Here is a 24,867-nt window from a genome sequence, read left to right on the forward strand (position 1 = left end):
CCCGCACAAAAACCAACCCCGCAATCACCGGCACCACCACCCGCGACTTCCGGTACGTCCACTGCCTCAACACCGTCTGTACCGGCAAAAAACACTCCATACCCAGCTCTTCCAACCGGTCACGCACCTTCTTCTCCGCACGGGAGGCGGTGAAGACAGCGTGCCAATGAACCGTTTCCGTTTTTTGCCTATCTATTGCCATACATCCTTTCATAGTATCCCTGATAATCTCCGCTCGTCACCTGATCCAGCCACTCCTGATTATCCAGATACCATTTCACCGTTTTCTCTATACCCTCCTCGAACTGTAAAGAAGGTTCCCAGCCCAATTCATTTTTCAGTTTCGTCGAATCGATAGCATAGCGCAAATCATGTCCGGCCCGGTCTGTCACGTATGTGATCAGCTTCTCCGATGCTCCTTCAGGGCGTCCCAGTAAGCGATCTACCGTCTTGATCAGAACCCGGATCAAATCGATATTTTTCCATTCGTTAAAACCACCGATATTATATGTTTCGGCTACCTTTCCATTATGGAAAATAAGATCGATGGCCCGGGCATGATCCACCACATACAACCAGTCACGCACATTTTCCCCCTTTCCGTAAACAGGTAACGGTTTGTTATGACGGATATTATTGATAAACAAAGGGATTAGTTTTTCCGGGAATTGGTAAGGACCGTAGTTATTACTGCAATTGGTTACAAGGGTAGGCATGCCGAAAGTATCGTGAAAGGCCCTCACGAAATGATCGGAAGAAGCTTTCGAAGCCGAATAGGGGGAATGCGGATCATATTTCGTGGTCTCCGTAAAAAAGGTGCCGTCAAACTTCAGGGCCCCATACACCTCATCGGTAGAGATATGATAGAAACGTTTCCCGTCATATTGTCCGTCCCAGCTTACTTTAGCAGCTTGCAACAAAGACAGGGTCCCCATCACATTCGTCCGGGCAAAGGTAAACGGATCTTTGATCGAGCGGTCTACATGGCTTTCCGCTGCCAGATGGATCACTCCGTCAATGCAGTACTGCCGGAACAATTCCAGTATCTTTTCAAAATCACAGATATCTGCTTTTACAAAAGTATAATTCGGCTGCTGTTCAATGTCTGCCAGATTAGCCAGATTCCCCGCATAAGTCAGCTTATCCAGATTAATGATATGATATTCCGGATATTTCGTCACAAACAGACGTACTACATGCGAGCCGATAAAACCGGCACCACCGGTAATCAATATATTCCTTTTAAAATCCATTATTTCCGTTTTAATTCATTTATACATTTCACAAGTGAATCCTTCCAGTAAGGAATGGTACAATCAAAATCCCGTTTCACTTTTGTTTTATCCAGCACTGAGAAAGCCGGACGTTTTACTTTACCCGGAAACTCATCCGAATGGCACGGCCGGATGTCACAAGTATTTCCCGATAAAGCAACGATCTCTTTAGCAAAATCATACCACGAACACACGCCCTCATTGGAAAAATGGTAAATTCCCTGATGTTGCCTGTATTTTCCCGTTTCGATGGCGTGAACGATCAAAGTGGCCAAGTCGGCGGCATAAGTCGGCGTTCCCACCTGGTCAAATACGACATTCAACTGCTCCCTTTCCACTGTCAAACGCTGTATGGTCTTTACAAAATTATTCCCGAAAGCAGAATACAGCCAGCCGCCTCATCTCATTCCCCAACTATCCGTTGGCTCCGGTCACCAATATCCTATTCATAGAGATTCACATTATAGTCAAACCAATCACAGGCATCTTTCAGGCATGGATGGTGTCTGTCCTTTTCAGAAAGGATCACCTTAGCGGCCGGAATCCGCCAGTCGATTCCTAAATCCGGATCATCCCAGGCTAAAGCCCCCTCACTTTCCGGTGCATAAAAATTATCGCATTTATACTGAAACACGGCCTCCGCACTCAATACCGCAAATCCATGGGCAAATCCCCGCGGAACGAAAAACTGCCGTTTATTCTCCTCCGTTAATTCAACGGAAACATACTTCCCGAACGTAGGCGATCCCTTACGGATATCCACCGCCACATCCAGTACCCGACCTTTCACCACCCGCACCAGTTTGGATTGGGCATACGGAGGTTGCTGGAAATGCAATCCCCTCACCACACCGTAACACGACTTCGACTCATTATCCTGGACAAAAACGGTTTTACATACCTGCCGTTCGAAATCACGCTGCGAAAACGACTCAAAAAAATAGCCGCGTTCATCACCGAAAATACGGGGTTGTACGATAACAACACCCGGTATACAGGTTTCAATCAGTTCCATATTTATATTGATAATATCACACGAATTCTCAGATAAAGCCCAAGCGATTTTTATCATTTCTCCTTTCCGGAAAACTCAGCCGCCAATTTCAGAAGATATTGTCCATATTGATTTTTAATCATAGGTTGTGCCAGTTCCCGCATTTTCTCCGGTGTAATCCAGCCTTGCCGCAAAGCAATCCCTTCCAGACAGGCAAGTTTCAACCCCTGCCGTTTTTCAATCACCTCCACAAAAGTCGACGCCTCACTCAATGAATCATGCGTTCCGGTATCCAGCCACGCAAATCCCCGGCCCAGCAACTGCACTTTCAACTCCTGATCCTGCAGGAAACGCTGGTTCACCGTTGTAATCTCCAGTTCTCCGCGTGCCGACGGCTTGATATGCTTCGCCACATCCACCACCTTATTGGGATAAAAATACAACCCCACCACTGCATAATTGGATTTCGGCTGTGCAGGTTTCTCTTCGATACTCAACACATTCCCTTCCTTGTCGAACTCCGCCACACCATACCGTTCCGGGTCATTCACCCAGTAACCGAAAACCGTCGCCTTTTGTTCTTCCTCTGCCGTCCTCACCGCCTCCAGCAGCATCCGTGTAAAACTCTGACCATAAAATATATTATCGCCCAGTACCAGACAAGCCGAATCTTCCCCAATAAATTTCTCCCCGATGATAAACGCCTGTGCCAGCCCGTCCGGACTCGGCTGCTCCGCATACTCGAAACGCACCCCGTAATCCGATCCGTCCCCCAGCAACCGCCGGAATCCGGGTAAATCCTGAGGGGTTGAAATAATCAATATCTCCCGAATCCCTGCCAACATCAGCACCGACACCGGATAATAAATCATCGGCTTATCGAAAATGGGTAGCAATTGCTTGCTCACCCCTTTCGTAATAGGATAAAGCCGCGTACCGGAACCTCCGGCAAGCACTATACCTTTCATAAATAAAAAATTTTGTGATTATGTATTTCTATCGAAAAGATTTTCTCCCCCTCCAATCCATCGTCCATTTAATATATCAAGCAAAAAACCTTCCTCTTAAACGTTCATATACAACTTTCAACGTTTCCGTACTTCCGACCAATTCATTTAATGAAAGCACCACCTCTTGAGTATCTAACGGATAATCATGTGCTATCGTATTTCTCAACTCCCGCATATAGCCCCAACTTTCAACACTATCAATCACCCCCAGGCGTTCCAAACGATCCAGAACATCCCGCATGGACATTGTCTCTTCCTCCTCATACAACCACGCCAGTACATATCTGAATATCTTTGCCCCAATAACGTCTTGCAACCTGGAAAAGCGAAATATAAACTGATCCAAACGCATCACCGCCTCGCTATTCAGATTCAAATACTTCTCCTCATCCAATGGGAAATACGGTTTCAATCCACATAAAGCCTCCTCTATTCGGGTTATATGTTTATCACAGATTTCAAATGCCCGAAGCAACCAATCTTTCAATTCCTGCCGCTTATCTGTCATATCAATCGTATTCCATGTAACAACGCCTCCTGCACAACCGCATTATCCTCGTAATCCCCGATCACATCTATCTTCCTGTCCCCCAATGCCAGTTTTAACCTGGTCACCATTCGCACCCGTTCCAGGATCCCTTTTTTCTCTCCCGTGCTTCTAACCAACAAATCAATATCCCCACCCCGCTTACTGTCATCCGTACGCGAACCAAATAAAAACACCTCTACTCCCCAGCCATAAATCTCCCTTGCAATCCTGACAATCGTATCTATCTCCCCCTGAGTCAAACGCATAAACAACTTATTTTTGTAACAAATATAAGAAATTTTTCTATCAAACAACTTTTCCTTTACCCATTCAGTTTTTCAGATACAACCGTTCATACTTATCCGCAATCACATTCCAACAATAACGCCGATAGGCTATCTCCCTCATCGCTTCTCCATTCCTTTTCCAAACTTCTTCACCATCTTCATTCATCAGAGCAATTAACTCTTGTTCATTCCCAAAATAACCTGCTTTTCCTTCTGTTGTTTCCCGATTATAAACTACATTAAACGCAAAAACAGGTCTGCCGAAATACATCGCCTCTACCAAAGAGGGATTCGTCCCTCCGGCACTATGCCCATGCAAATAAAACTTACAATAAGTTCGTAACACATTCAATACTTTAATATCATAAATTGGTTCCAAAAGCTTTATATTTGAAATAGTTTCGTATTCCTCTTTCAGTCGCCGCCCAAACTCACTATTATGCCAATTGCCAATAAATACTAATAATTCACCGGAGGCAACAAACGCTCTCAGAATCATTTCCACATTATTTTCCGGTTCAATCCGACACAATGCCAACGAATATCCATTTTCAGGCAACTGATATTTCCCTAAAATCTCCTCTTCCATATCGTTTGTGTCACAAATCACATGGTCACCACCATATTCAATCAAAGCGCTCTTTTTGCCATACTCTTTCTCTACGTAATCCTGTATTCCTTTATTATCAGTGATGATATGAGTCGCATATTTTACAGCTAAAGACTCAGAGAATTTTAAAAATTTTCTCACATAATTACTCCATTTGGCACGCCGATGCTCCAAGCCATCGATATTCACAATAATATTTTTCCTGCTGAACAAACGAATCAAAGGTAAAATAATACATCCCGAAACACCTAAAACCAATAACACATCCGCTTTAAATATGGCATGGCATATAGACACAATATCATATAATATACTTTGTATACCATTTGCCTTCAAGGGTATATACACGACTTTAGCTCCCTTGTAAACCCAACGCTTATCTTTATAAGCACAAGAACTGCAATAAACAGAATACTGTATATCATCTAAAGAATTCTGTTTAATAATGTTCTCAACCAATGTTTCAAATCCGCCATAATTTGCTGGGACACCGACAGTGCCAATCACAGCAATTTTAGTAACCATCATTATATTTGATTTAATCAGAAAACCGGGGGGCTTTTACTCCAAAATAGTACATAAAAGGGAGGGCTGACATTAAATTATTTATACCCACCATATACACAGAATAATGTGTTAAGCTTAAACAAAACAGGATATACAAATATCCCCCTAATCGCACCTTATCGTTTTTCAAATATTTGAATAAACATACAGGTTTTAAATAAATCAATACGCCAACAACACCAATGTAAAAAGTTACCGTAACCCAAAAAACCTCGCTATAAAATAAAGGATTATCGCGTAAATAAGATGCCCCACCGACAAAAAAAGAAACTACATCATATTTAATAAACGTATAGGGTACAAATATGGTGTGCTCGAATAATTGAAAAAGAATTTTCCACATTCCTTCGCCTAAAATCAAATGAAGAATTTTTTCCCAAAACAAAAAGCATATTAACAAAATAAAAGGTAAACTTTTTTTTATATATAAAAACATTCTGCTCGATTTAAATAAAAAGATCAGAAACATTAAAACAACAGTCATATATGCAGTTTTTACACCTGAAAGAAAAAAAGAGCATAACATGACTCCTAAATACACATTTTTGAATCGGATAATATTTTTGGAGAAAATAAGTATTATACTCGCCCCTAAAGGCATGTAATATTGCGAATGTGTATCAAAAAAATAACCAACAGCACGAATAAACCCAATATCATTATATTGTGCACTGATAACGATATAGTCATAAAATAATTTATTCAGCTTCATCAAATAGTCCGTTACCAACTGATAACGATCAAAAGTAATTGTCCATCCATTATGAATATAATTGTCAGTATGTAATAAAACAAAATGAAATATATTGATAATTGAAATCCAAAACGCCATACTAACTATCATACGTAACAAACGTCGAATTTCGTTTTTCTCATAATACATTTTATATAAACACCAACCTATAAAAATAAATATGTAATAACCGGATATGGCACGCAAAAATTCTATAATTCCCATTCCTGCCTGATTGCGTATATAAGCAAACATGGTGATAAAAAGAATGATAATAAACGATAAAAAGAATTTGAAATGAGCAATTTTAAGTTTATTAACATAACTCAGAGATAGGATGATAAGAAATATATAAATAGGAAAATAAAAATTGTTAAAATTAAAAAAAACGCCAAAAACAATATATACTAAAAAGCTCAGAAAAGGCAATAGTAAGAGTATATACACCAAAAATTCAAAGACTCCTCTTCGATTTAAGAATAATTTGGTCATTTAAACAAACGCTTTAAAATTTTTTTAGGGCATAAGATGGCAGAAAAAGAAATAAAATAAAGTTTTTTCAATTTATGAGATTCAAAAAGAAAACGACGATAATATTTTAAATGCAAGTATTTTAATCTCATTTCAACTTTAGAGTAGCCAATTCCCCAAATTTGCTGTGCAATAGAATAGGTTTTTTGAATAGTCTGATAAGGTAAAAAATTAGAAACACTATTTGAATGAACACGAACAAATGTCAATGTCATTGGTAAATTATACATTTTCACCCCATCTTTCAGCATTTTTGAAAATAATTCATAATCTTCGGCAGGTACATTCTTTTGATTATATTCATATTTTTTAAAAACAGAGGTACGTATCAAAGTCGAGCCATGAATTATCCCACAAGAAGCGGATAAGAAGTCATCCCAAATAGATCGGTGGCTATGTGAAACATGGGAATCAAACAACATTTTTCCTGACACAGCATCAAAATATCGGACATTACTGCCTAATACTCCTATTTCTGTATGTTCAAGCATAAATAAATATTGTTTCTCTAGTCTGTCGGGCGCTACATAATCATCCGCATCCACCCGTAATACAAAACACCCTCTTACTTGTTTAAGTCCAGCATTTAAAGCATTAGCAAATCCTTGATTCTTCTCCAATTTAATTAATTCTATAAAATCATATTGAGAAGAATATGATTTTATAATCTCAACTGAATTATCTGTAGAACCGTCATCGACAATAATAAATTGAATCGGCAACATTGTCGATGTCAAGACGGAACGAATTAATTCTTCAATATATTTGCCGTTATTATAATTAGCCGTTAAAATTGATACATCTGCCTTATTCATACTTACGTTTTAACAGTATCAGAGAATAAAATAAAAGTGAACGCAATACAACCGAAAAATCATGACAATGAAAGGATTGTCGAAATTTCTCTATGGATGCATCATACTCTTTTAATAATTGAAAAATCCGGGCTTGACGATAACAAAGATGAGCAATAATTTCCTGCTTCAATTTTGAAGACTGTATATTCATAAGATGTTTTTCATAAAGCGCCTCCATACGGTTAACTTGCTTTTTATTAAATGATAAATTACCATTCCCCAGCCAATAGTAACCAAGACACTTCTTTATATGTTTAAACCGAACCTTTGCCCAGGCCATTCTCAACCAATAATCAAAATCCTCTACTGCAATTAAATTAACATCTGCGGAAAGATATCCAATTTTTTCAATAACACTCTTTCTGCAAACAACACTAGAATTAACACAAGGATTTCCTCGGAGTAACATTTCTTTATATGGATCACGTTTATTCACCTGATAGCCACGCAGCGTTTTCAATCCATGATTTTCCGCATTATAACGGATAAACATATCTGTGTATATTAAATCATAATTAGTAAGAAAAGGGATACAGGCTTCCAATTTATTACAGGTCCACCAATCGTCTGAATCCAGAAAACAGATCCAATCTCCTTTAGCCAGTTCTATCCCTTTATTTCTGGAGACAGCGATAATACCATGATTAGCATTATTAACCAAACGGATACGCGGATCCCGGTAACTTTCCACTATTTCAACAGTATTATCATTAGAGTAATTATTAACAACAATCGCTTCCCAATGGATATAAGTCTGTGCCACAATGCTATCTAAACATCTTTTTATAAGATGTCCATGATTATAGGTAGGAATAACTATTGAAAAAAAAGGTTTTTCATTTTCCATCATGGCATTCTAAAAAGTCAAATAAATCATGAATTCCCCGTTCCAACTCCCATTCTGGTTTAAAACCGATGGTCAGAAGTAAAGAATTATCAATACAATAACGCTTATCAACTTGGACAGAATTTTCATCTTTCCGGTATACAAGAAGTCTCCGCTTATATCTTTTATAATAAATATCCTGTACCAGACAAGCTATTTCCCATATTGTCAATGTAGTACCGGAACTAATCTGATATAAGAAATCCGAATGATCCGTTTCAATAATTTTTTGAACTGCCTGGCAAACATCCCAACCATGAATAAAATCGCGTTGTGGTGTCCCATCAGATTGCAAAACAATTTTTCCATCAAAATATGCCTGTTTGCATAAATCATTTATAACCAGCCACCAACAATTATTTTCAACAAATATTGGAGCTCCATAACTATTGGATAATCTTATAACCCGACATGCAGTCAATGTAGTCCTGTTATAAAAATCACAAATTTTTTCTCCGATCAAATGAGTTAAACCATAAGCATTCGATACAAGTGGAGTATGCTGTTCTGTAATTTTTTCATTAGACAGTTTTCCATAAACCTGGACAGTAGAGAAATAGATAAATTTTTGCAGTCCTTTCTTGGAAAAAATATCCAGCAAACTCCATACCGGAGTTATATTCACAGAAGTGACAAAAGCAGGCTCACCCTCAGACTGTCGATGGTCTAAAGACACCAAATGGATAACAATATCATAAGATCCCTTCGCAATTTCCTGAAGGAAAACTATATCCCGCACATCTCCAACCTTTATTTCCTCCATTTTTTTAATCCAAAACGTATCGGCAGGTACTTCAGGATAACAAACCGGAGTAACAGCATAACCGACATCTGCCAGATATAAACATAAACGGGAACCGATATAACCATTTCCCCCTGTTATAAGAACTTTCTTCACCATCGATAATTTATAGCGTCTAAAGACTCTTTTCGTTCTATTTCCAACGGATCATGTTCTAAATTGGCGACATTGAGTAATAAATTCAAATCTTCCCCCACTCCGGCAAAAGCCACCCAAAGTCCTGCAGGAATAGTCAACCTTTGATAATTTTCATGACTTAAAGTGATATCAAAAAACTCTCCCTTAGTAGGACTTTCCGGTCGATCATCAAAAATAACCACCCGAATCTTTCCCACTGGAACCACAAAATTAAGTGTCATCCTAAGATGTTTTTTCCAAGGTTTGGTATCCTTATGATAAATCGTTGAAAAATAAGCCTCTCCAAAACCATCAAATCCGGGATCACTACATTTCATCGCATGCCAAACATCACCTCTCGGATTATAAATCTGTTTTAAAGGAGTTACAATAACCCCTTCAATCGTTACTTGCTCCATTGTATTTCTTTCTGTATAGCTAATTCTACATAATTGCTTATTTGCTTTTGAGTATAAGCAAACATATCCGGTTTATTTTTATAAAATTCATAATACCAATCGCTGGTATATTCAAGTAATGTCTGATAATCTAATGTAGGACGCCACCGAAAATAGAATAAAGCTTTATCACAATTCAATTTCAATAAACCTGCCTCATGAAATTTTACATCACCGGTAATGCGATAGGCAGCCTCAGGCTTATCAAAATGCCAGCGCACACTCATATGCTCCAACAATTCCTGAACAGTATGGCTATATTCAGCCTGAGGGCCGAAATTGAAACTTTCACCATTCAATTCAGGTCTTCGGCTTAACTCGCTACCCAATTGTAAATAACCGCTTAATGGTTCTAAAACATGTTGCCAAGGACGAGTTGCTTTCGGACTGCGAATCTCTACAACATCACCTTTACTCCACGAACGCATACAATCCGGAACAATTCTATCAAGCGCCCAATCACCTCCACCAATAACATTTCCTGCTCTAGCGGTAGCAATCCGAACAAGATGTCCGGATTGTTTGAAAAACGAATGATAATATGACTTAAATACTAATTCTGCAGCACCTTTACTTCCACTATATATATCTTTTCCTCCCAACTGATCCGTCTCTTTATATCCCCACATCCACTCAACATTATCATAACACTTATCGCTTGTAATGATAACTGCGGTACAAGATTTGCTATAACGACGTAAAACTTCCAATATATGAGCAGTCCCCATTACATTGGATGATAATGTATCCAATGGCTCCCGATATGAAAGCGATACAATCGGTTGAGCCGCCAAATGAAATACAAAATCTGGAGCGATCTGATTTATAGTTGCTTCTAAAAGCGCATAATTTCGGATATCTACAGTATAATGAGTTATTTTGTCAGCCAAATGAAGCTCTTCAAACATAGACGGTTTACTTGGAATATCTTTAGATATACCATATACATCCGCCCCTAAAGAAATTAGCCAAGTTGTAAGCCACGAGCCTTTAAAACCGGTATTCCCCGTTACTAATACTTTTTTTCCACGATATACGTCACTAAACAATTTTGAATCTACCATTTTACCCAAGGAGCTTTATTATTATTATATAAATCATTCAACAATGAATATTCCCTTGATGTATCCATCGGTTGCCAGAAACCATCATGCTCAAAAACTCTCAATTCCTTCATTTCCAACAATTTTCTCATTGGTTCCTGTTCCAATACCAAACCTTCATCGTTGCTTAAAATGTCGAAAAGTTCCCGATTGCAAACAAAAAAACCACCATTGATACGTCCCCCGCTTGCCTGAGGCTTTTCGTTAAAACCTGTAACCGTTACTCCATCCTCTGCAATTCCTAATTCTCCAAAACGACCTGGAGGACGTACTCCTGTAACCGTGACCATCTTACCATGTGATTTATGAAATTTCACCAATTTTTCAATATCCACATCTCCAACACCATCCCCATAAGTAAGCATGAAACATTCATCATTACCTATATATTTGGCAATACGTTTAACCCGAGCACCAGTCATTGCATTCAAACCCGTTTCTGCCAACGTAATATTCCATCCAGCCTCATCACATTCCACATCTGACAGTACAGGTTCAACTTTCTTACCTAAAGTCAACATGATATCAGACCGACGAAACTCATAATTCACAAAAAAATTCTTGATAACTTCACTTTTATAACCAAGACATAATATAAAATCATGATAACCAAATTCCGCATAAGACTTCATAATATGCCAAAGGATTGGCTTTCCTCCGATTGGAATCATAGGTTTAGGGATATCTTCTGAAACATCCCTGATACGAGTTCCATATCCTCCACAAAGAATTACTACTTTCATTTTTTATTATTTAAATACTGTTTTCCAATAATCTTTCACCTCACTCTTAGAATAACAAATAAAATATTTTAAGCAATGGCACTTGAAATATAATTTCAAAATAAAGGTTTCCATCCATGTATTGTGTTTCTCAAAATAATAACACAAACTACTATCATACATTTTCGCACGAGCTAAAGTCGGACTTTGAGAAGTTGTAGAACCCTCTAAATGAATTATTTTACCATAAGGTATAATATAACGTTTATAACCTGCCTTTTGCATCCTTCTTTGGAGATCGACTTCTTCCCAATACATAAAAAAACAAGGATCAAACATGCCAATTTCATCAATTACTTTTTTGGGAATAAACATATCTGCCCCAACTACAAAATCAACTTCAACATTTTTATTACTTGTCAAAAGAGAACGAACATTAGTAAACCTCCGTCCACAGAAACCACAAAATCCACAAATCAAATCTCTAAAAAATCGCCAAATATTAGGGAACTGTCCATAAGAATTAGAATAATTATCTATGCCATTACGATCCAACATCAGAGTTCCCAAAACTCCTATTTTTTCTCTCTGAAAAGAATAATATATTTCTAAAAATCTTGATAAGATATTGTCCAATATTACTGTATCAGAATTTAATAAAAACAAAAAATCACCTTGTGCAGCCTTTATTCCTATATTATTCGCTCTTCCAAAACCTAAATTTTCAGAATTAATTATTACTCTTATATGAGGAAATTTTTTTTGCAGTTCCTCAGCAGAGCCATCATTTGAAGCATTATCAACAACAATAACTTCATAGGAAATATTTTTACTTTTTTCAATAAGTGAATGAATACAGTCTATTGTTAAAGACAAAGTTTTATAATGTACAATAATGACAGAAACGTCCATAATTACTCACAAATAAATTTAACAAATATGTCTTTTGTTAATTTCTCTTCAGTTTCAAAAGAGGTTTGAAAATCATATTTATAAGCCCGATAACGTTCCTCATCCAAAACTTCTATTAAATTAACAGACTCGTGAGGTTGATCAAAATATTGTACATTACAACCAAGATACTTTGCAAAACAAATCACATTCTGATGAATGGATTTCATTTTTCGCTCAATGCTCTTTGAAGTAATAAAATGCAGTTTTTTCCCAAAAACGACAGGATAATTAACAGATGTAGATGCATGGGCTATCACAAAATCAGCATCTCTGCAAAGAATTGCCGAACTATCAAAATAAACCGAACGTCCTCCAAAGAAATTTTCTTCCTTATAACGCAAAGCTTTGGGATGTGCTGCAATAACAACTGGCATTCCAAATTGTTTCTCCACACGGTCAAAATAGGCATTTAACAGAGGATAATATTCCTCAGGTTTTATCGCATCCAACGAAAGTAACTTAGTATCAGGATGCAATGGAAGATATTCATCTAAGAAAAGAATATATTTTCCTTCTATGAGCCTATTTGAGTTTTTTCTTAACTGAAGATATCTATCATAATCATTGCTATTAATTTTTATAACTTCAGCATTTTGAAGATTTTTGGAAGTAATGTGACCAGCTCCTCGTAATCCACAATTTCCACCCACAAAAACAATATCATGATCTTTAATTCGTGTAAATTTCTGGTCAATCATAAGCATACGAGTTTGAAAGAAATTTTTTATCATAGAAAAATTAAGATTTGATATCTTATGGAATATAGAACAACTTTTGTTTGGAGATAATGGAAACATATTACGTCCAAATATACCTAAAACACACTTGTATTTTGTGAACAAATGATATAAATGACGCACTCTTCCATCAAATGTCATTATAGAAATGATTAATGTTCTCTTTTTTAAAATACGTAAAGCCTGTTCAAGTTCATGGTAATTTTTAAATTTTTTAGTAGGCAGAAGATGTGATGAATCTTCTTGTCCATAATTAGAAACAAAAAACAACTTTGAAATATCCCAATACTCAACTTCAAAGCCTGAATCAAGAGCTTCTGACATATAATAATCCTCATATATTTTTACAGTTAGAGGAATATATCTAATATAAATAATTTTATCAAATCGCATATAGACTTATTAAAATTCATGTTTGAGTTTCAAAAGATAACTTTTAAGTTGAGGTATCATTAATACACTAAAAATCATAACAATACCCATATTTATAATAATAATACCTATATTAACAAATAAAGCAAACCAACTTTTTTCTTCCATAAAAAAAGCGTGAGAAAAAAATAATACAATACACAATAAAAATAAAGCTGGCAAATAAGGAAGTATAATCTCCTTCATAAACTGAACCAGCGATTTTTGTAAAAAATTCGAGGAAATTTTTATATAAATCACTCCTGACAATAGGAAAGTAAGAAATTTAAAGATAGCAAATGACTCAGTTCCCCATCTATTTATAGTCAATGCAATCCCAAGCCAAAATAATATTACAGAAATAATGTTCACCCAATACATGACTTTTATTTTTTCAAGCGCATATAACAATATGCCTGCCGGATAAGCCACAAAGGCTAAAATATTGCATAGAATCAACCATTGAGTAATTTGAACCGAAGATTCGTAAGAAGAGCCAACCCAAGATAAAATAAATGGTTTTGTCGCATAAGTTAAAGCAAGAATAGGAAAAACTATTAACGGAAACGTCATTAATATAATATTTCGGTAAAAATGCTTTAACTCTTCAATATTACCTAAACCATAGAAATGATTAAAACGTGTGTTGAAAGGAGAAAACAAAACACCCAAAAGCGACCGAAAAAAATTTAAAATGGTAAAACCTATAGCATAAACAGCAACTTCTTCAGCACCTAATATCTTCCCGATAGCCATAGAGTCCAGTTCATAATATAATACCCAACATACCGTTACAACAAGACTTGACAAGGCCAACACATAGGTATTTTGAAAAACGGCCTTTGAAAAACGAAAATAGGTCCAAAAACCTTTAAAATCGTAATGAAATACTCTTTTTATTTTCACACATGTTATCAATGAACAAAGCAACGTGATTAATTGTAACATAAAAAAATATCCAACAATATTATAACGACCACCTGTAAAAAAATAAAATACCGATGCTATTTTTATAAGATTTCCCACAATCTGTATTTGCTGATAAAGATGCTGCTTTACCCGAATTGATAAAATCATCTGAGGTAAACGTTGTAAAACAGTAGTTGGAGCAAATACAGCCAAAATAAAAAATAATCTTTGAGCCGTTTTATATTTCTCCATACTATCCAATCCTTTGACCAACCACTCCGGATTAAATCCAACCAAAATAAAAAGAACAGAAAACAAAAGCATACATATAAACAAAATAAAATGAGAAAAACCCAAGTACTTCAATTCATTCTGTTCTTCATTGCGTGTATAGCATTCTGCCGCATATTTTGTACCTGCACTTAAAAAACCTAAATCAGCATAAGAGAAAAAAACAGTTACAGAAATACAAATAGAATAAATTCCATATATTTCCTTATTCCCAGACAAATAAGGAATTACCACAAATAAAGAGACAAAACCCAAAACAATGGACAAAGTCTGGAACAAATAAATATTCAAATAATTACGGGTATAGGACTTTTGTAACATCCGACTCTTTTAAATAAACCATAAAATTTCCTCAGAAAACTCAATTTCAAAAGAGGTTTGAGAATCATATTTATAGTCTGATAACGCTCCCTATCCAAAACTTCTATCAAATTAACAAGTTTGGAGTTTGATCAAAATATTGTACATTACAACCTTAATATTTTGCAAAACAAGCCACATTCAATAAATAATGGTATAACGTGTTTATTTTATAATAAGCACTCCAAATCAATTTATCATATCGCCGTCCATCCACCGTCCACCATCAGATTATGGCCCGTAATAAACGAAGCCTCGTCCGACAACAAAAAACAAACAGCCGGAGCAATCTCCTCAGGACGTCCCATACGTTTTAAAGGAGACTTACTTTCATAACGTTCAATAAACGAAGGATGCTGCTGGTCTTTAATACCCCCGGGTGACACACAATTCACCCGTATGCCGCATTTCCCGAAATAAGACGCCAAATAACGGGAAAAATTGATAATGCCTCCTTTAATCGCACAATAAGCAGCAGGGGAGGTCCCCCCATAACCTTCATAAATCGTAAAATCATTCCCGACCACACCATAAATCGAACCGATATTTACTATACTTCCCGAACCTTGTACTTTCATATATTTCAACACCGTCTGACATAACAGAAAAACACTGTTCATCTGCATATCCACATTCTTCTGCCAAGAATCGTACGGAACATCTTCGAACCGGACGCCCCAGTCTCGGGTACGCGGATAGGCATTATTTACCAAACCGTCAACCCGTTTATATCTTTCCATCACACCCGTAACCAACTCCTTTACAGAATCAGGAGAAGTAATGTCGCAATGCACGTTCCCTTGTTCCCAATCTGTGGCTACGCTGATTTCGGCATTAATCACAATGGCCCCGTAACGCCTCAAATCCGAAAGAATATAACGGCCGATTAATCCGCTGCCTCCAGTGACAATAATTACTTTATCCTTCAGTTGCATATTATTTCCTTATAAAAATTTACTTGCCGGTCATTCTTTACCGGAAAATTTTCCCGGCATATATCCACCAAAGCAGGATCAATTTCGTAAATGTCAATTTCTTCGTTTATGCTTTCCGGTGAAAGGATTTCACCTTCTGGCGATACAATCAGACTCGAATTCTCATACTTCAGCCCGTTCCCGTCTTTCCCAATTCGGTTTACCCCTAAAAAGTATACCTGATTTTCGATAGCCCTTGCCTGAATCAGAGTTTTCCAGTGCAATACCCGCCGTTCAGGCCAATTGGCAATATTCAGAATAAGTTTATCAGTCCGCGACAATGCCTGAAATATTTCAGGAAAGCGTAAATCATAACAGATGCTCAAACCTATAGGTACCCCTTGTATTTCCAAGGAGGTCAAATGCTTTCCTTTCTCATAAAACCGATCCTCCCCGGCATAAGAAAAGGGATGAATTTTGATATAATCCGCACACATTTCCCCCTCCGGAGAAACAATAATAAAATGATTAGCCGCTTTTATACCGGCTTTTAAAATCATACCGAATCCGATATACACCCCATACTGACAGGCACAATCTGTAAAAAAACGAATGGTCGCAGAATTCTCTGCCTCCTCGGCATGTTCCTTCACATTCATGGTGAAGCCCGTTAAAGTCATCTCCGGGAAAATCACAAGATCCATATTGCGGAAAGCTATCGTCTGAAAGCAATTCCTTACCTTCAGACGATTGGCTTCTTTATCTTCCCAACTTTGATTTAAAGAAACTAAAGCTACCTTCATTAATTATACTTCCGAAACACAGGTTTTATTACTTCGCCTTTCAGATATTTCTCATATCCTTCACTTACTGCACGAGCATAAACCTGTAGCGACTTCCGGGTGGCTTCAAGTGTTTTTTCAAGCTCAGCCTCCCCATGAGCCAAAGATATGGCAATCCAAGGCATCAGTACGCCATTCTTAATCATTTCCTGAGAAAAAAGAGTACGCAATCCCATCGAAACCTCACCGTTTTTGTCTTTTGTCAGATAATTCGGTGAACAGGGAACTCCGTATACATTGAAATTTTCAGCAACTCCTAATTCTCGGGCTATAGCATTCATTCCGTTTATAAGTTTTCCACCGTAATTCCAAAGATGTTCTATAACATTTTGTTGCTGGTAAACTTTAATTGTCTCTACAAAAGCCCCCATTCCGCACATTTCCGCACCGTGAGTCGTAGAAGTCAAAAAAACCCGTTCTGCTCCGCTCTCTTTTATACCACCGACATTCATATATTCTCGTTTCCCTGCTACTGCTGCCACAGAAAAACCATTGGCCATTCCTTTGCCGAAAGTACACAAGTCCGGCTCTACATGATAGTAGGTCTGAGCCCCTTGCAAATGCCAGCGGAAACCGGTAATCATCTCATCCAAGATAAAAAGCGCCCCGTTCCGGTGGCATAAATCCTGCACCTGATGCAGAAAATTATTTTCCGGATGAGAACCGGTGGCAGGTTCAAGAATAACGCCGGCAATCTGCCCGGGATACCGGTCAAATAATTCTTGTAAAGATGCTATATCATTATAATGGAAATGCAAAGTAAGAGAATGGTATTCCTCCGGTATACCACGAGTCAAAGGGGTATCGCCAATAAACCAGTCGTCAAAGGAGAAAAAGGGATGGTCGTAACACCTTGCTATATACTTCCGTCCGGTATAAGCCCGTGCGATTTTTAATGCAGCCGTTGTTACAGTAGAACCGTTCTTGGCAAATTTCACCATTTCCACCGAAGGAATCAATTCTGTTAGCAATTCGGCAGCCTGCAATTCAATCAAGGAAGCCCGCGTCAAATTATTGCCATTCCATATTTGCTCAATAGCGGCATTGGCCACATCTTTTTGAGCATAACCCAACGTAACAGCCCTCAAAGCCATGCCATAATCCAAAAAACGGTCACCTTCCGGCGTATAAACATAAGCTCCTTCGCCCCGCTGAAGAATCTGAGGGGCATTCTGCGGATACTGGTCATCTCCCCGGCTATAGGTATGACACCCACCCGGTATCACATGATTTAAACGTTCACTATAATTCATTTTATTATACCTTTTAATTTTAAGTCCATCAAAGTTTCTATAATCTTAAAATCTATAAAATCATCTATTTCAAACGATTTCCATTTAGGAACAACATAAGGCAAACATTTTTCGTGATAAAAAGATTTTCTTCTTATCAGCGCTTCAACACCTGATACATAGACAGATCCCTCAAAAAAATACAAATCCTCCAAATCCTGACGACGTACAGCCTTCATCTCATTAGTATAGGGTGCTAAGAAACCCCGGATAATTTTTGTCAAAAATGCCGGATGAACAGCTTCTGTCTTACACACCCCTACAATACTTTCCGCCTCCTCTATAGTAACCAGTTTTTCTATGGCATAATCAATATCCATAACATCCCTTAAGGGAGAGGTCGGTTCCAATAATACTATATATGAAAAATTTTTCCCTCTCTTCTCCAAAAGATGTAAAGTGTAAAGTATAAAATCCATAGAACTAGCTGTATCATTGGCTAATTCTTCCGGTCTTAAATCAGGCACTTGAACCCCAAATGTTTCTGCTACATCGGCTATTTCGCGGCTATCCGTAGAAACAAATATCTCATCAATATACTTACTAGTCAATGCTTGTTCTATAGTCCAGCCAATCAAAGGTTTTCCTAACAGCGGTTTTATATTCTTTCCTGGCAATCCTTTACTTCCTCCACGTGCCGGAATAATGGCCAATATTTTTTTATCTTTATACATAAATGCTTCCTATAAATGTTTTACAAACTCCTGGGCCTTACGGTAATCCTCATGCTTGCCGATATCAATCCAATACCCCACCAAGGGGAAACGAATCACATTGAAGCCGTCATGGATCAGTTTTTCCATAAAATCGGTAGCGTTGAAAAAAACGCCGTCCGGAATCAAATCCAATAATTTCCTCTTAATCAAATAGATTCCGGAATTAGCATAATAATTATAAGTGGGTTTTTCCCTGACGCCCTTTATTTTTCTCTCGTCCAATTCAAATATGCCGTAAGGCACCGAAATGGAATAAGGTATAGCGGCTACCGACATATCGGCATGATTCCTCCGGAAATGCAGGAAAAAATCTTCAAAGTTGATGTTCGTAAACAAATCCGAATTCATCAACAAAATGGTATCATTATAAAAAGTGTCCACAAACTTTATAGAACCGATAGTTCCTAAATACTGAGGTTCACGCACACAATTTACTTTTATCCCTTTCCGTGAGACTTTAAAATGTTTTTCAATCTGCTCTCCCAAATAATTCGTCGTCACACTGATATGAGATACGCCATAAGAAATCAGATTATCGATATTATAGTCTATGATTGCCTTTTCCCCCACTTTCAAGAGCGGTTTAGGCGTTTTTTCCGTCAAAGGCCTCAAACGCTCACCCTTGCCTCCCGCCATCAATACAGCATCTATCGGAAGAATCGATTTTTTCTTTTTCAGATTGTAAATCGCCCGAATGGTACAGTCGCTTTTCAATACCGGTAATAACTTCACACCTTCCTCTTTCAACTGTTTCAAACGCTCTACACTGAACTCCGTTTCATAGATATAACGGAAAGAGGTAAACATCGCCGCCGTGACACAATCCTCCACCCTCAAACCTTCGATTAATCCCCGCCGTATATCCCCGTCTGTCAAAGTACCGACCAAACGCCTGTCCCGGTCAATGACAAACAACACCAACGTATCGTTTGACAAGCGATTCAAGGCTATCAACGCTTCCCGGACCGTTACATTATCCCGTATCAAATATTTGGAAAAATCACACATGGCGAATATCATAAAAGGTTTTCTGAACTATTCCGTCCAACGGATAGTTCTTCAATATTTTCAAAATTTCCAAAGCCGAATCTTCCTTCTCATAAGGATTTTGAACACAAGCCGTCTGCTTCGCAAACGCATCGGAGAGAACCCGGTTCAGCCCCTCGCTGATTTCTGCTCCCGACACCCCGCAATGTACCACACTATTCGCCGCCAACCGGCCTTTTTGACGATTGCCGATGTCCAACGTCGGTTTCCCGAAAGAAGGTACCTCCAATATGCCGCTGGAAGAATTCCCGACAACTGCGGCAACAAACCGCAAGGCCGACAAATAGCGCAATTGCCCCAAAGAAGTATATGCCCTTGCCCGTTGTTTGTTGCGGGCCACAAACTCCTCAATCATCCGGACAATAATCCGTCCCCCGGTATCGGAATTCGGCAGAGTAAAGAGGATTCGTATATCTTGCCGGTCATCCAAGGCCTCCAACAGATTCCGGAACTGTTCCTCGACCGGAATCGCATCCAAGGTTTCCGGATGATAAGTCACCAAAACCGTTTTCCTGTCAAAAGGAAAATCCAATTGTTCCTCCAGCACTTTCTTATCCAATAAAGCGATATGCCGGATATTATCTATCCCTATCGCCCCCACATGAAACACCCGTTCCGGTTGTTCCCCCAACTGAATGACCCGCCTCCGGTATTCCTCCGTCGATGTAAAATGCAAATGGCTCATCTTCGTAATCGCATGCCGTATCGCATCATCATAAGCCCCCTCTGTCACCTCCCCGCCATGCAAATGCGCCACCGGAATCTTATAAAACAAGGCAGCTGTCACTGCGGCTAATATTTCATAACGGTCACCTAACACCAGCAACATATCGGGTGCCAACTCCTCGTAAGCGTCCGCAAATCCGATTGTAGCCAAACCGACGGATTTCCCCGTGGCATTTGCCGAATCCGATGACAGTAACATTTCAACCTTGCGGTTTATCCGAAAACCTTGCCGCTCTATTTCCCTATACGTCAAACCGAACTCCGGCGAAAGGTGCATATTGGTCGCGATAATCTGTAACTCCAGTTCCGGATCATCCGTAATCTTCCGTGCTAAACCGCTCAACAATCCCCATTCAGCCCTCGAACCCGTCACAATACAAATCTTCCTCATAATTCTATCAATTCATCAGGTTCAAAATCTCTGACAGCGACCTGACCGACAACCTGTTCCCATTCCATCGGCGATATACCCGTTCCGGGACGCTTCACCGCCAGATTGTCCTCCGTCAGCATTTCCCCCGCCCGAATCTCCCTGCGGGCTACGATGCTTTTGCGTGCCACCGCTATATTCCTGGCCTCGGACACACTCACTTTCTTTTCTCCGTCCCCCAAGGCTGCCTCCACATTCCGGATGGCCCGTACCATCGCCTTCAACTCCTTGGGTTCCAAAGAAGCCTTGTGGTCAGGGCCTTTCAGGCTCCTGCTCAAAGTAAAATGCTTTTCTATCACAGTTGCCCCCAATGCCACCGCAGCAACCGGAATCTCTATCCCCACTGTATGATCGGAATAACCGACTCTTATCCCCAATTGCCGACCGATCGTCTGCATGGCCCGTAAATTCACATCGCACATCGGGGTCGGATATTCCGTATTGCAATGCAAAACCGTAATCTGTTCCCGCCTCACGCCATACGTTTCGAGTACGGCAATTGCCTCCGATATATGTTGCATCGTACACATTCCCGTTGAAAGTATAACCTCTTCCTGCTGCCGGGCAATTTTGCGCAAATAAGGAAAATTGGTTATTTCCCCCGACGGAATTTTCCAAATACCCAACTTCAATTCCTGCAGGAAATCAATACTCTCCAAATCAAATGCCGTAGAAAAGAAACGGATTCCTTTATGCCGGCAATAACCGATTAATTCCACATGCTGCTCCGGAGTCAATTCCAGTTTTTTCAGCATATTAAATTGGGAATCGTCCGTGTCACGGGTGTAGCGTGACTGGTATTCTGCTTTCCGGGCCTGCTTCGACACTAAATTTTCAGTCCTGAATGTCTGAAATTTTACATAATCCGCTCCCGCTTCCGCCGCCGCATCTATCAACTGTTTGGCCAATTCCAAAGAACCGTTATGATTCACTCCGGCCTCCGCTATGATTAACGTTCTGCACATTACAATTTTATTTTCAACACCGCGGGATTATCCGAATAAATTCCTTTCCGGACTATATTTTTCCGCACCATCGAACCGGCCGCAATCACACAACCTCCCACAATAGACACGCCGTTTACCATGACCGCCTGGCTGCCTAAAAAGGTGCCGTCGCCCACCATACAGTTTCCATTTACCATAGCCCCGGTAGAAATGTGGCAATAATTCCCGATGACCGCATCATGTTCTATATTGGAAAAAGTATTAATAATGCAACCTTTCCCGATTCTTGCATCGGCATTTACCAGGGCATGGTGCATAATAACAGACCCTTCACCGATAAGGGCATGTTTGGAAACATGCGCGGTAGAGGCTATTAAAACGGCCAGACGCCCTCCGGCAGCTTTGATTTTTTCATGCAAACGGATTCTCACGGAAGCATCTTTAATGTACCCTATGGTAACGACAAACTCGGCCTTGCCAGCCCATTCCACAATCGAATCATCCGTTCCGATGATATCATATCCCAAAACTTTCTTACCCACATTCGCCGCGACATCCAATATTCCCGCTATCCGTCTTCCGGCACTTTCCGCAACTTCGATGACCGACTTGCAATGTCCTCCTCCGCCGACTAATATCAACTCCCGCTGATTCATGACAATCTTACACTACTCGGAATATTTACGATACGTTCTTCCAACCATTTCGCATGGCTCAAATCTCCGCACTCACAGTTTTTGAACATCGGCAAACGATTCATCAACTGCCACACGGGCCGGGTCATAACTCCGGCGTCATTCGTTTCTTCCAAAAAACGGTCTCGGGCGGTCTTATCTTTCAGCAGAACCGCATTCAGCCAATAATTCGACCGACATCCATCCGGCTCTGTAAAAAACTTGATATCGCTTCCCTTGAAAAAACCGGCGTACAAATCCGCTAGTTCCCGCTTGTTGTCCACAAACTCCTGCAAATGCTCCATCTGCGCACATCCCAATGCTGCATTGATATTCGGCATTCGGTAGTTATATCCCACGTGGTCATGTACGAATTCCCAACGATGCGGAACCTTCGCCTGGGTCGTTAAATGCTTGGCGTAATTTCCCAACTCTTCATCCATAAACAACAACATACCCCCTCCACCCGTGGTAATAGTTTTGTTGCCGTTAAAACTGACAGCACCGACTTTACCGAAAGTGCCGGTATGCCGCCCTTTGTAAAAACTGCCGATACTTTCCGCTGCATCTTCTATCAGTTCCAGATTCCATTCCCGACAGATGCCGGCCAATTCATCGATTTTCACCGGATGACCGAAAGTATGCATCGGTATTACCGCTTTCACCCGGCGTCCGGTACCTTTGTTGAAACATCCTCCGCCACGCACCTCTGCATTGCTCTCAAGCCACGTCCTCACCGCCTGCGGGGACAAGCCCAGCGTGTCACAATCCACATCAATGAATACGGGGTGGGCTCCGATATAACTTATCGCGTTACAAGTGGCAATGAACGTCAAAGGCTGGGTGAGAATTTCATCCTCCTGCTTTATCCCCGAAAGCAACATCGCCATATGAAGGGAATTGGTTCCGTTCACACATACCACCGCCCGTTTTGCACCTGTATATTCTGCGACCATTTCCTCAAAACGGTCTACGAATTTTCCGACACTCGATACAAACGTAGAATCAATACATTCGTTCAAATATTTCTTCTCATTCCCGACAAAACAGGGAGCATGCAACGGAACTACCCCTTCCGTCTGATGAAAAGTCTGACGAATAAAATCAATAACCCGACTATACATTGTAAATATCAGCCTTATATTTTTTCAAATTCTCCTTATCCAAAAACCAATCTATCGTTTCCCGCAATCCTTCTTCAATAGTATATCGGGGAGTAAAACCGGTCAGGGATTTGATTTTCGCATTATCCCCCCACAACCGGAATACTTCCGAATTTTTCGGACGCAGACGCTGCGTATCTTCCACGAATTTTACATCCGAATGCATCAGTTGGGCGATTAATTCCAAGGTATCGCGCATTGATATCTCGTAATTGCTGCACACGTTCACTTCCTGGCCTATGGCAGCGTCACATCGGGATAATTCAATAAAACCGCGGCAGGTATCTTTCACATAATTAAAGTCCCGAGTAGGAGTGAGATCCCCCAATTTGATTTCCTTCATACCATTGGCAATTTGGGTGATAATTGTAGGAATAATAGCTCTTGCTGATTGACGGGGACCATACGTATTAAAAGGCCGCACAATCACGACTGGTAATCCAAAAGCATTATAAAAACTTTTAGCCATCGCATCTGCCCCTATTTTGGTTGCCGAGTATGGAGATTGTGGTTGTTTCGGATGCTTCTCGTCGATAGGGACATATTGTGCCGTTCCGTATACTTCAGAAGTAGAAGTAACCAATACTTTTTTTACTCCATTTTCTTTTGCAGCCTGACAAATATTCAGTGTTCCTTTGACATTAGTATCTACATAACTATCCGGGGCTACATACGAATAAGGAATAGCGATCAGAGCCGCCAAATGGAAAATAATATCGGTGTCTGCTGTGATATGTTTACAAAAATGAGGATCACGGACATCACCCGTTACAACTTCCAGATTCGGATGCTGAATCCCGTCCAGCCATCCCCAGTAATTGAAAGAATTATAATAGGAAAGAGCCCGTACTCTATGCCCCTGTTCCAATAACATTTCAGTTAAATGTGAACCGATGAAACCATCAGCCCCCGTTACCAATACTTTTTGCATAAAGAAATATTGTAAATTTGAAAAAATCGATTTTAAAAGAATT

The 24,867-nt window shown here is 39.5% G+C and carries 27 protein-coding genes and 1 pseudogene; all 28 read right to left on the reverse strand.

The window, feature by feature from the left end:
- A partial coding sequence (locus AC5RDS_RS07160) for a transcription termination/antitermination NusG family protein (protein ID WP_494222282.1) occupies positions 1-202 on the reverse strand: 202 nt, incomplete at its 3' end.
- Entirely contained in the window at positions 189-1,253 is a 1,065-nt protein-coding gene (rfbB, locus tag AC5RDS_RS07165) for a dTDP-glucose 4,6-dehydratase (protein ID WP_118103194.1), read from the reverse strand. The genes rfbB and AC5RDS_RS07160, both read right to left, overlap by 14 nt.
- Positions 1,253-1,666: pseudogene (locus tag AC5RDS_RS07170) on the reverse strand (SDR family oxidoreductase); the annotation flags it as partial. The pseudogene AC5RDS_RS07170 and the gene rfbB, both read right to left, overlap by 1 nt.
- Positions 1,667-1,716: 50 nt before the next feature.
- A complete protein-coding gene (gene rfbC, locus AC5RDS_RS07175) occupies positions 1,717-2,289 on the reverse strand; it encodes a dTDP-4-dehydrorhamnose 3,5-epimerase (RefSeq protein WP_118103353.1) in 573 nt (190 codons plus the stop codon).
- A gap of 53 nt (positions 2,290-2,342) precedes the next feature.
- Positions 2,343-3,236 (reverse strand): glucose-1-phosphate thymidylyltransferase RfbA, encoded by an 894-nt coding sequence (gene rfbA, locus AC5RDS_RS07180; RefSeq protein ID WP_118103198.1) that lies wholly within the window; start codon positions 3,234-3,236, stop codon positions 2,343-2,345.
- 76 nt (positions 3,237-3,312) lie between these two features.
- The gene (locus AC5RDS_RS07185) at positions 3,313-3,786 is read right to left on the reverse strand and encodes a hypothetical protein (protein ID WP_013613173.1); all 474 of its coding nucleotides are present in this window, start codon (positions 3,784-3,786) and stop codon (positions 3,313-3,315) included.
- Positions 3,783-4,073 (reverse strand): nucleotidyltransferase domain-containing protein, encoded by a 291-nt coding sequence (locus AC5RDS_RS07190; protein WP_013613172.1) that lies wholly within the window; start codon positions 4,071-4,073, stop codon positions 3,783-3,785. Before AC5RDS_RS07190 ends, AC5RDS_RS07185 begins: the two co-directional genes overlap by 4 nt.
- Before the next feature lie 64 nt (positions 4,074-4,137).
- The gene (locus AC5RDS_RS07195; protein WP_229039824.1) at positions 4,138-5,232 is read right to left on the reverse strand and encodes a DUF1972 domain-containing protein; all 1,095 of its coding nucleotides are present in this window, start codon (positions 5,230-5,232) and stop codon (positions 4,138-4,140) included.
- A 10-nt stretch (positions 5,233-5,242) separates the two neighbouring features.
- Entirely contained in the window at positions 5,243-6,229 is a 987-nt protein-coding gene (locus AC5RDS_RS07200) for a hypothetical protein (RefSeq protein WP_147347672.1), read from the reverse strand.
- 263 nt (positions 6,230-6,492) lie between these two features.
- Positions 6,493-7,350, reverse strand: a complete 858-nt coding sequence (locus tag AC5RDS_RS07205; protein WP_118103204.1) for a glycosyltransferase family 2 protein — start codon at positions 7,348-7,350, stop codon at positions 6,493-6,495.
- Entirely contained in the window at positions 7,343-8,242 is a 900-nt protein-coding gene (locus AC5RDS_RS07210; RefSeq protein ID WP_118103206.1) for a glycosyltransferase family 2 protein, read from the reverse strand. The genes AC5RDS_RS07205 and AC5RDS_RS07210 overlap by 8 nt, the downstream gene beginning before the upstream one ends.
- Positions 8,229-9,179: an NAD-dependent epimerase/dehydratase family protein gene (locus AC5RDS_RS07215; protein ID WP_118103208.1), complete on the reverse strand. Its 951-nt coding sequence runs from the start codon at positions 9,177-9,179 to the stop codon at positions 8,229-8,231. Before AC5RDS_RS07215 ends, AC5RDS_RS07210 begins: the two co-directional genes overlap by 14 nt.
- Positions 9,173-9,616 carry a dTDP-4-dehydrorhamnose 3,5-epimerase family protein gene (locus AC5RDS_RS07220; RefSeq protein ID WP_118103210.1) on the reverse strand — a complete coding sequence of 148 codons (444 nt, stop codon included), beginning with the start codon at positions 9,614-9,616 and terminating at the stop codon, positions 9,173-9,175. The genes AC5RDS_RS07215 and AC5RDS_RS07220 overlap by 7 nt, the downstream gene beginning before the upstream one ends.
- Positions 9,604-10,719, reverse strand: a complete 1,116-nt coding sequence (gene rfbG, locus AC5RDS_RS07225; protein ID WP_118112904.1) for a CDP-glucose 4,6-dehydratase — start codon at positions 10,717-10,719, stop codon at positions 9,604-9,606. Before rfbG ends, AC5RDS_RS07220 begins: the two co-directional genes overlap by 13 nt.
- On the reverse strand, positions 10,713-11,501 hold the full coding sequence (gene rfbF / locus AC5RDS_RS07230) for a glucose-1-phosphate cytidylyltransferase (protein ID WP_118103214.1): 789 nt from the start codon (positions 11,499-11,501) through the stop codon (positions 10,713-10,715). The genes rfbG and rfbF overlap by 7 nt, the downstream gene beginning before the upstream one ends.
- A gap of 6 nt (positions 11,502-11,507) precedes the next feature.
- Positions 11,508-12,392, reverse strand: coding sequence for a glycosyltransferase family 2 protein (locus AC5RDS_RS07235; RefSeq protein WP_118112903.1), 885 nt, complete (start codon positions 12,390-12,392; stop codon positions 11,508-11,510).
- A 2-nt stretch (positions 12,393-12,394) separates the two neighbouring features.
- A complete protein-coding gene (locus AC5RDS_RS07240) occupies positions 12,395-13,564 on the reverse strand; it encodes a hypothetical protein (protein ID WP_118103218.1) in 1,170 nt (389 codons plus the stop codon).
- 9 nt (positions 13,565-13,573) lie between these two features.
- Positions 13,574-15,103 carry a lipopolysaccharide biosynthesis protein gene (locus tag AC5RDS_RS07245; RefSeq protein ID WP_118103220.1) on the reverse strand — a complete coding sequence of 510 codons (1,530 nt, stop codon included), beginning with the start codon at positions 15,101-15,103 and terminating at the stop codon, positions 13,574-13,576.
- A gap of 236 nt (positions 15,104-15,339) precedes the next feature.
- The gene (locus tag AC5RDS_RS07250; protein WP_118103222.1) at positions 15,340-16,077 is read right to left on the reverse strand and encodes an SDR family oxidoreductase; all 738 of its coding nucleotides are present in this window, start codon (positions 16,075-16,077) and stop codon (positions 15,340-15,342) included.
- Positions 16,068-16,859: a nitrilase-related carbon-nitrogen hydrolase gene (locus AC5RDS_RS07255; protein WP_118103224.1), complete on the reverse strand. Its 792-nt coding sequence runs from the start codon at positions 16,857-16,859 to the stop codon at positions 16,068-16,070. Before AC5RDS_RS07255 ends, AC5RDS_RS07250 begins: the two co-directional genes overlap by 10 nt.
- Positions 16,859-18,151: a glutamate-1-semialdehyde 2,1-aminomutase gene (locus AC5RDS_RS07260; protein ID WP_118103226.1), complete on the reverse strand. Its 1,293-nt coding sequence runs from the start codon at positions 18,149-18,151 to the stop codon at positions 16,859-16,861. The genes AC5RDS_RS07255 and AC5RDS_RS07260 overlap by 1 nt, the downstream gene beginning before the upstream one ends.
- A complete protein-coding gene (locus AC5RDS_RS07265) occupies positions 18,148-18,864 on the reverse strand; it encodes an acylneuraminate cytidylyltransferase family protein (RefSeq protein ID WP_118112902.1) in 717 nt (238 codons plus the stop codon). The genes AC5RDS_RS07260 and AC5RDS_RS07265 overlap by 4 nt, the downstream gene beginning before the upstream one ends.
- 9 nt (positions 18,865-18,873) lie before the next feature.
- Positions 18,874-19,914 (reverse strand): nucleotidyltransferase family protein, encoded by a 1,041-nt coding sequence (locus AC5RDS_RS07270; RefSeq protein WP_118103230.1) that lies wholly within the window; start codon positions 19,912-19,914, stop codon positions 18,874-18,876.
- Positions 19,907-21,070 (reverse strand): UDP-N-acetylglucosamine 2-epimerase, encoded by a 1,164-nt coding sequence (gene neuC / locus AC5RDS_RS07275; RefSeq protein ID WP_118103232.1) that lies wholly within the window; start codon positions 21,068-21,070, stop codon positions 19,907-19,909. The genes AC5RDS_RS07270 and neuC overlap by 8 nt, the downstream gene beginning before the upstream one ends.
- Complete coding sequence (gene neuB / locus AC5RDS_RS07280) at positions 21,067-22,074, reverse strand: N-acetylneuraminate synthase (protein ID WP_118103234.1); 1,008 nt, start codon at positions 22,072-22,074, stop codon at positions 21,067-21,069. The genes neuC and neuB overlap by 4 nt, the downstream gene beginning before the upstream one ends.
- A complete protein-coding gene (locus AC5RDS_RS07285) occupies positions 22,074-22,712 on the reverse strand; it encodes an acetyltransferase (RefSeq protein WP_118103236.1) in 639 nt (212 codons plus the stop codon). The genes neuB and AC5RDS_RS07285 overlap by 1 nt, the downstream gene beginning before the upstream one ends.
- Complete coding sequence (locus AC5RDS_RS07290) at positions 22,709-23,854, reverse strand: LegC family aminotransferase (RefSeq protein ID WP_118103238.1); 1,146 nt, start codon at positions 23,852-23,854, stop codon at positions 22,709-22,711. The genes AC5RDS_RS07285 and AC5RDS_RS07290 overlap by 4 nt, the downstream gene beginning before the upstream one ends.
- Entirely contained in the window at positions 23,847-24,824 is a 978-nt protein-coding gene (locus AC5RDS_RS07295; RefSeq protein WP_118103240.1) for an NAD-dependent 4,6-dehydratase LegB, read from the reverse strand. Before AC5RDS_RS07295 ends, AC5RDS_RS07290 begins: the two co-directional genes overlap by 8 nt.
- Between the last annotated feature and the right edge of the window lie 43 nt (positions 24,825-24,867).

Source organism: Odoribacter sp. (assembly GCF_985060555.1).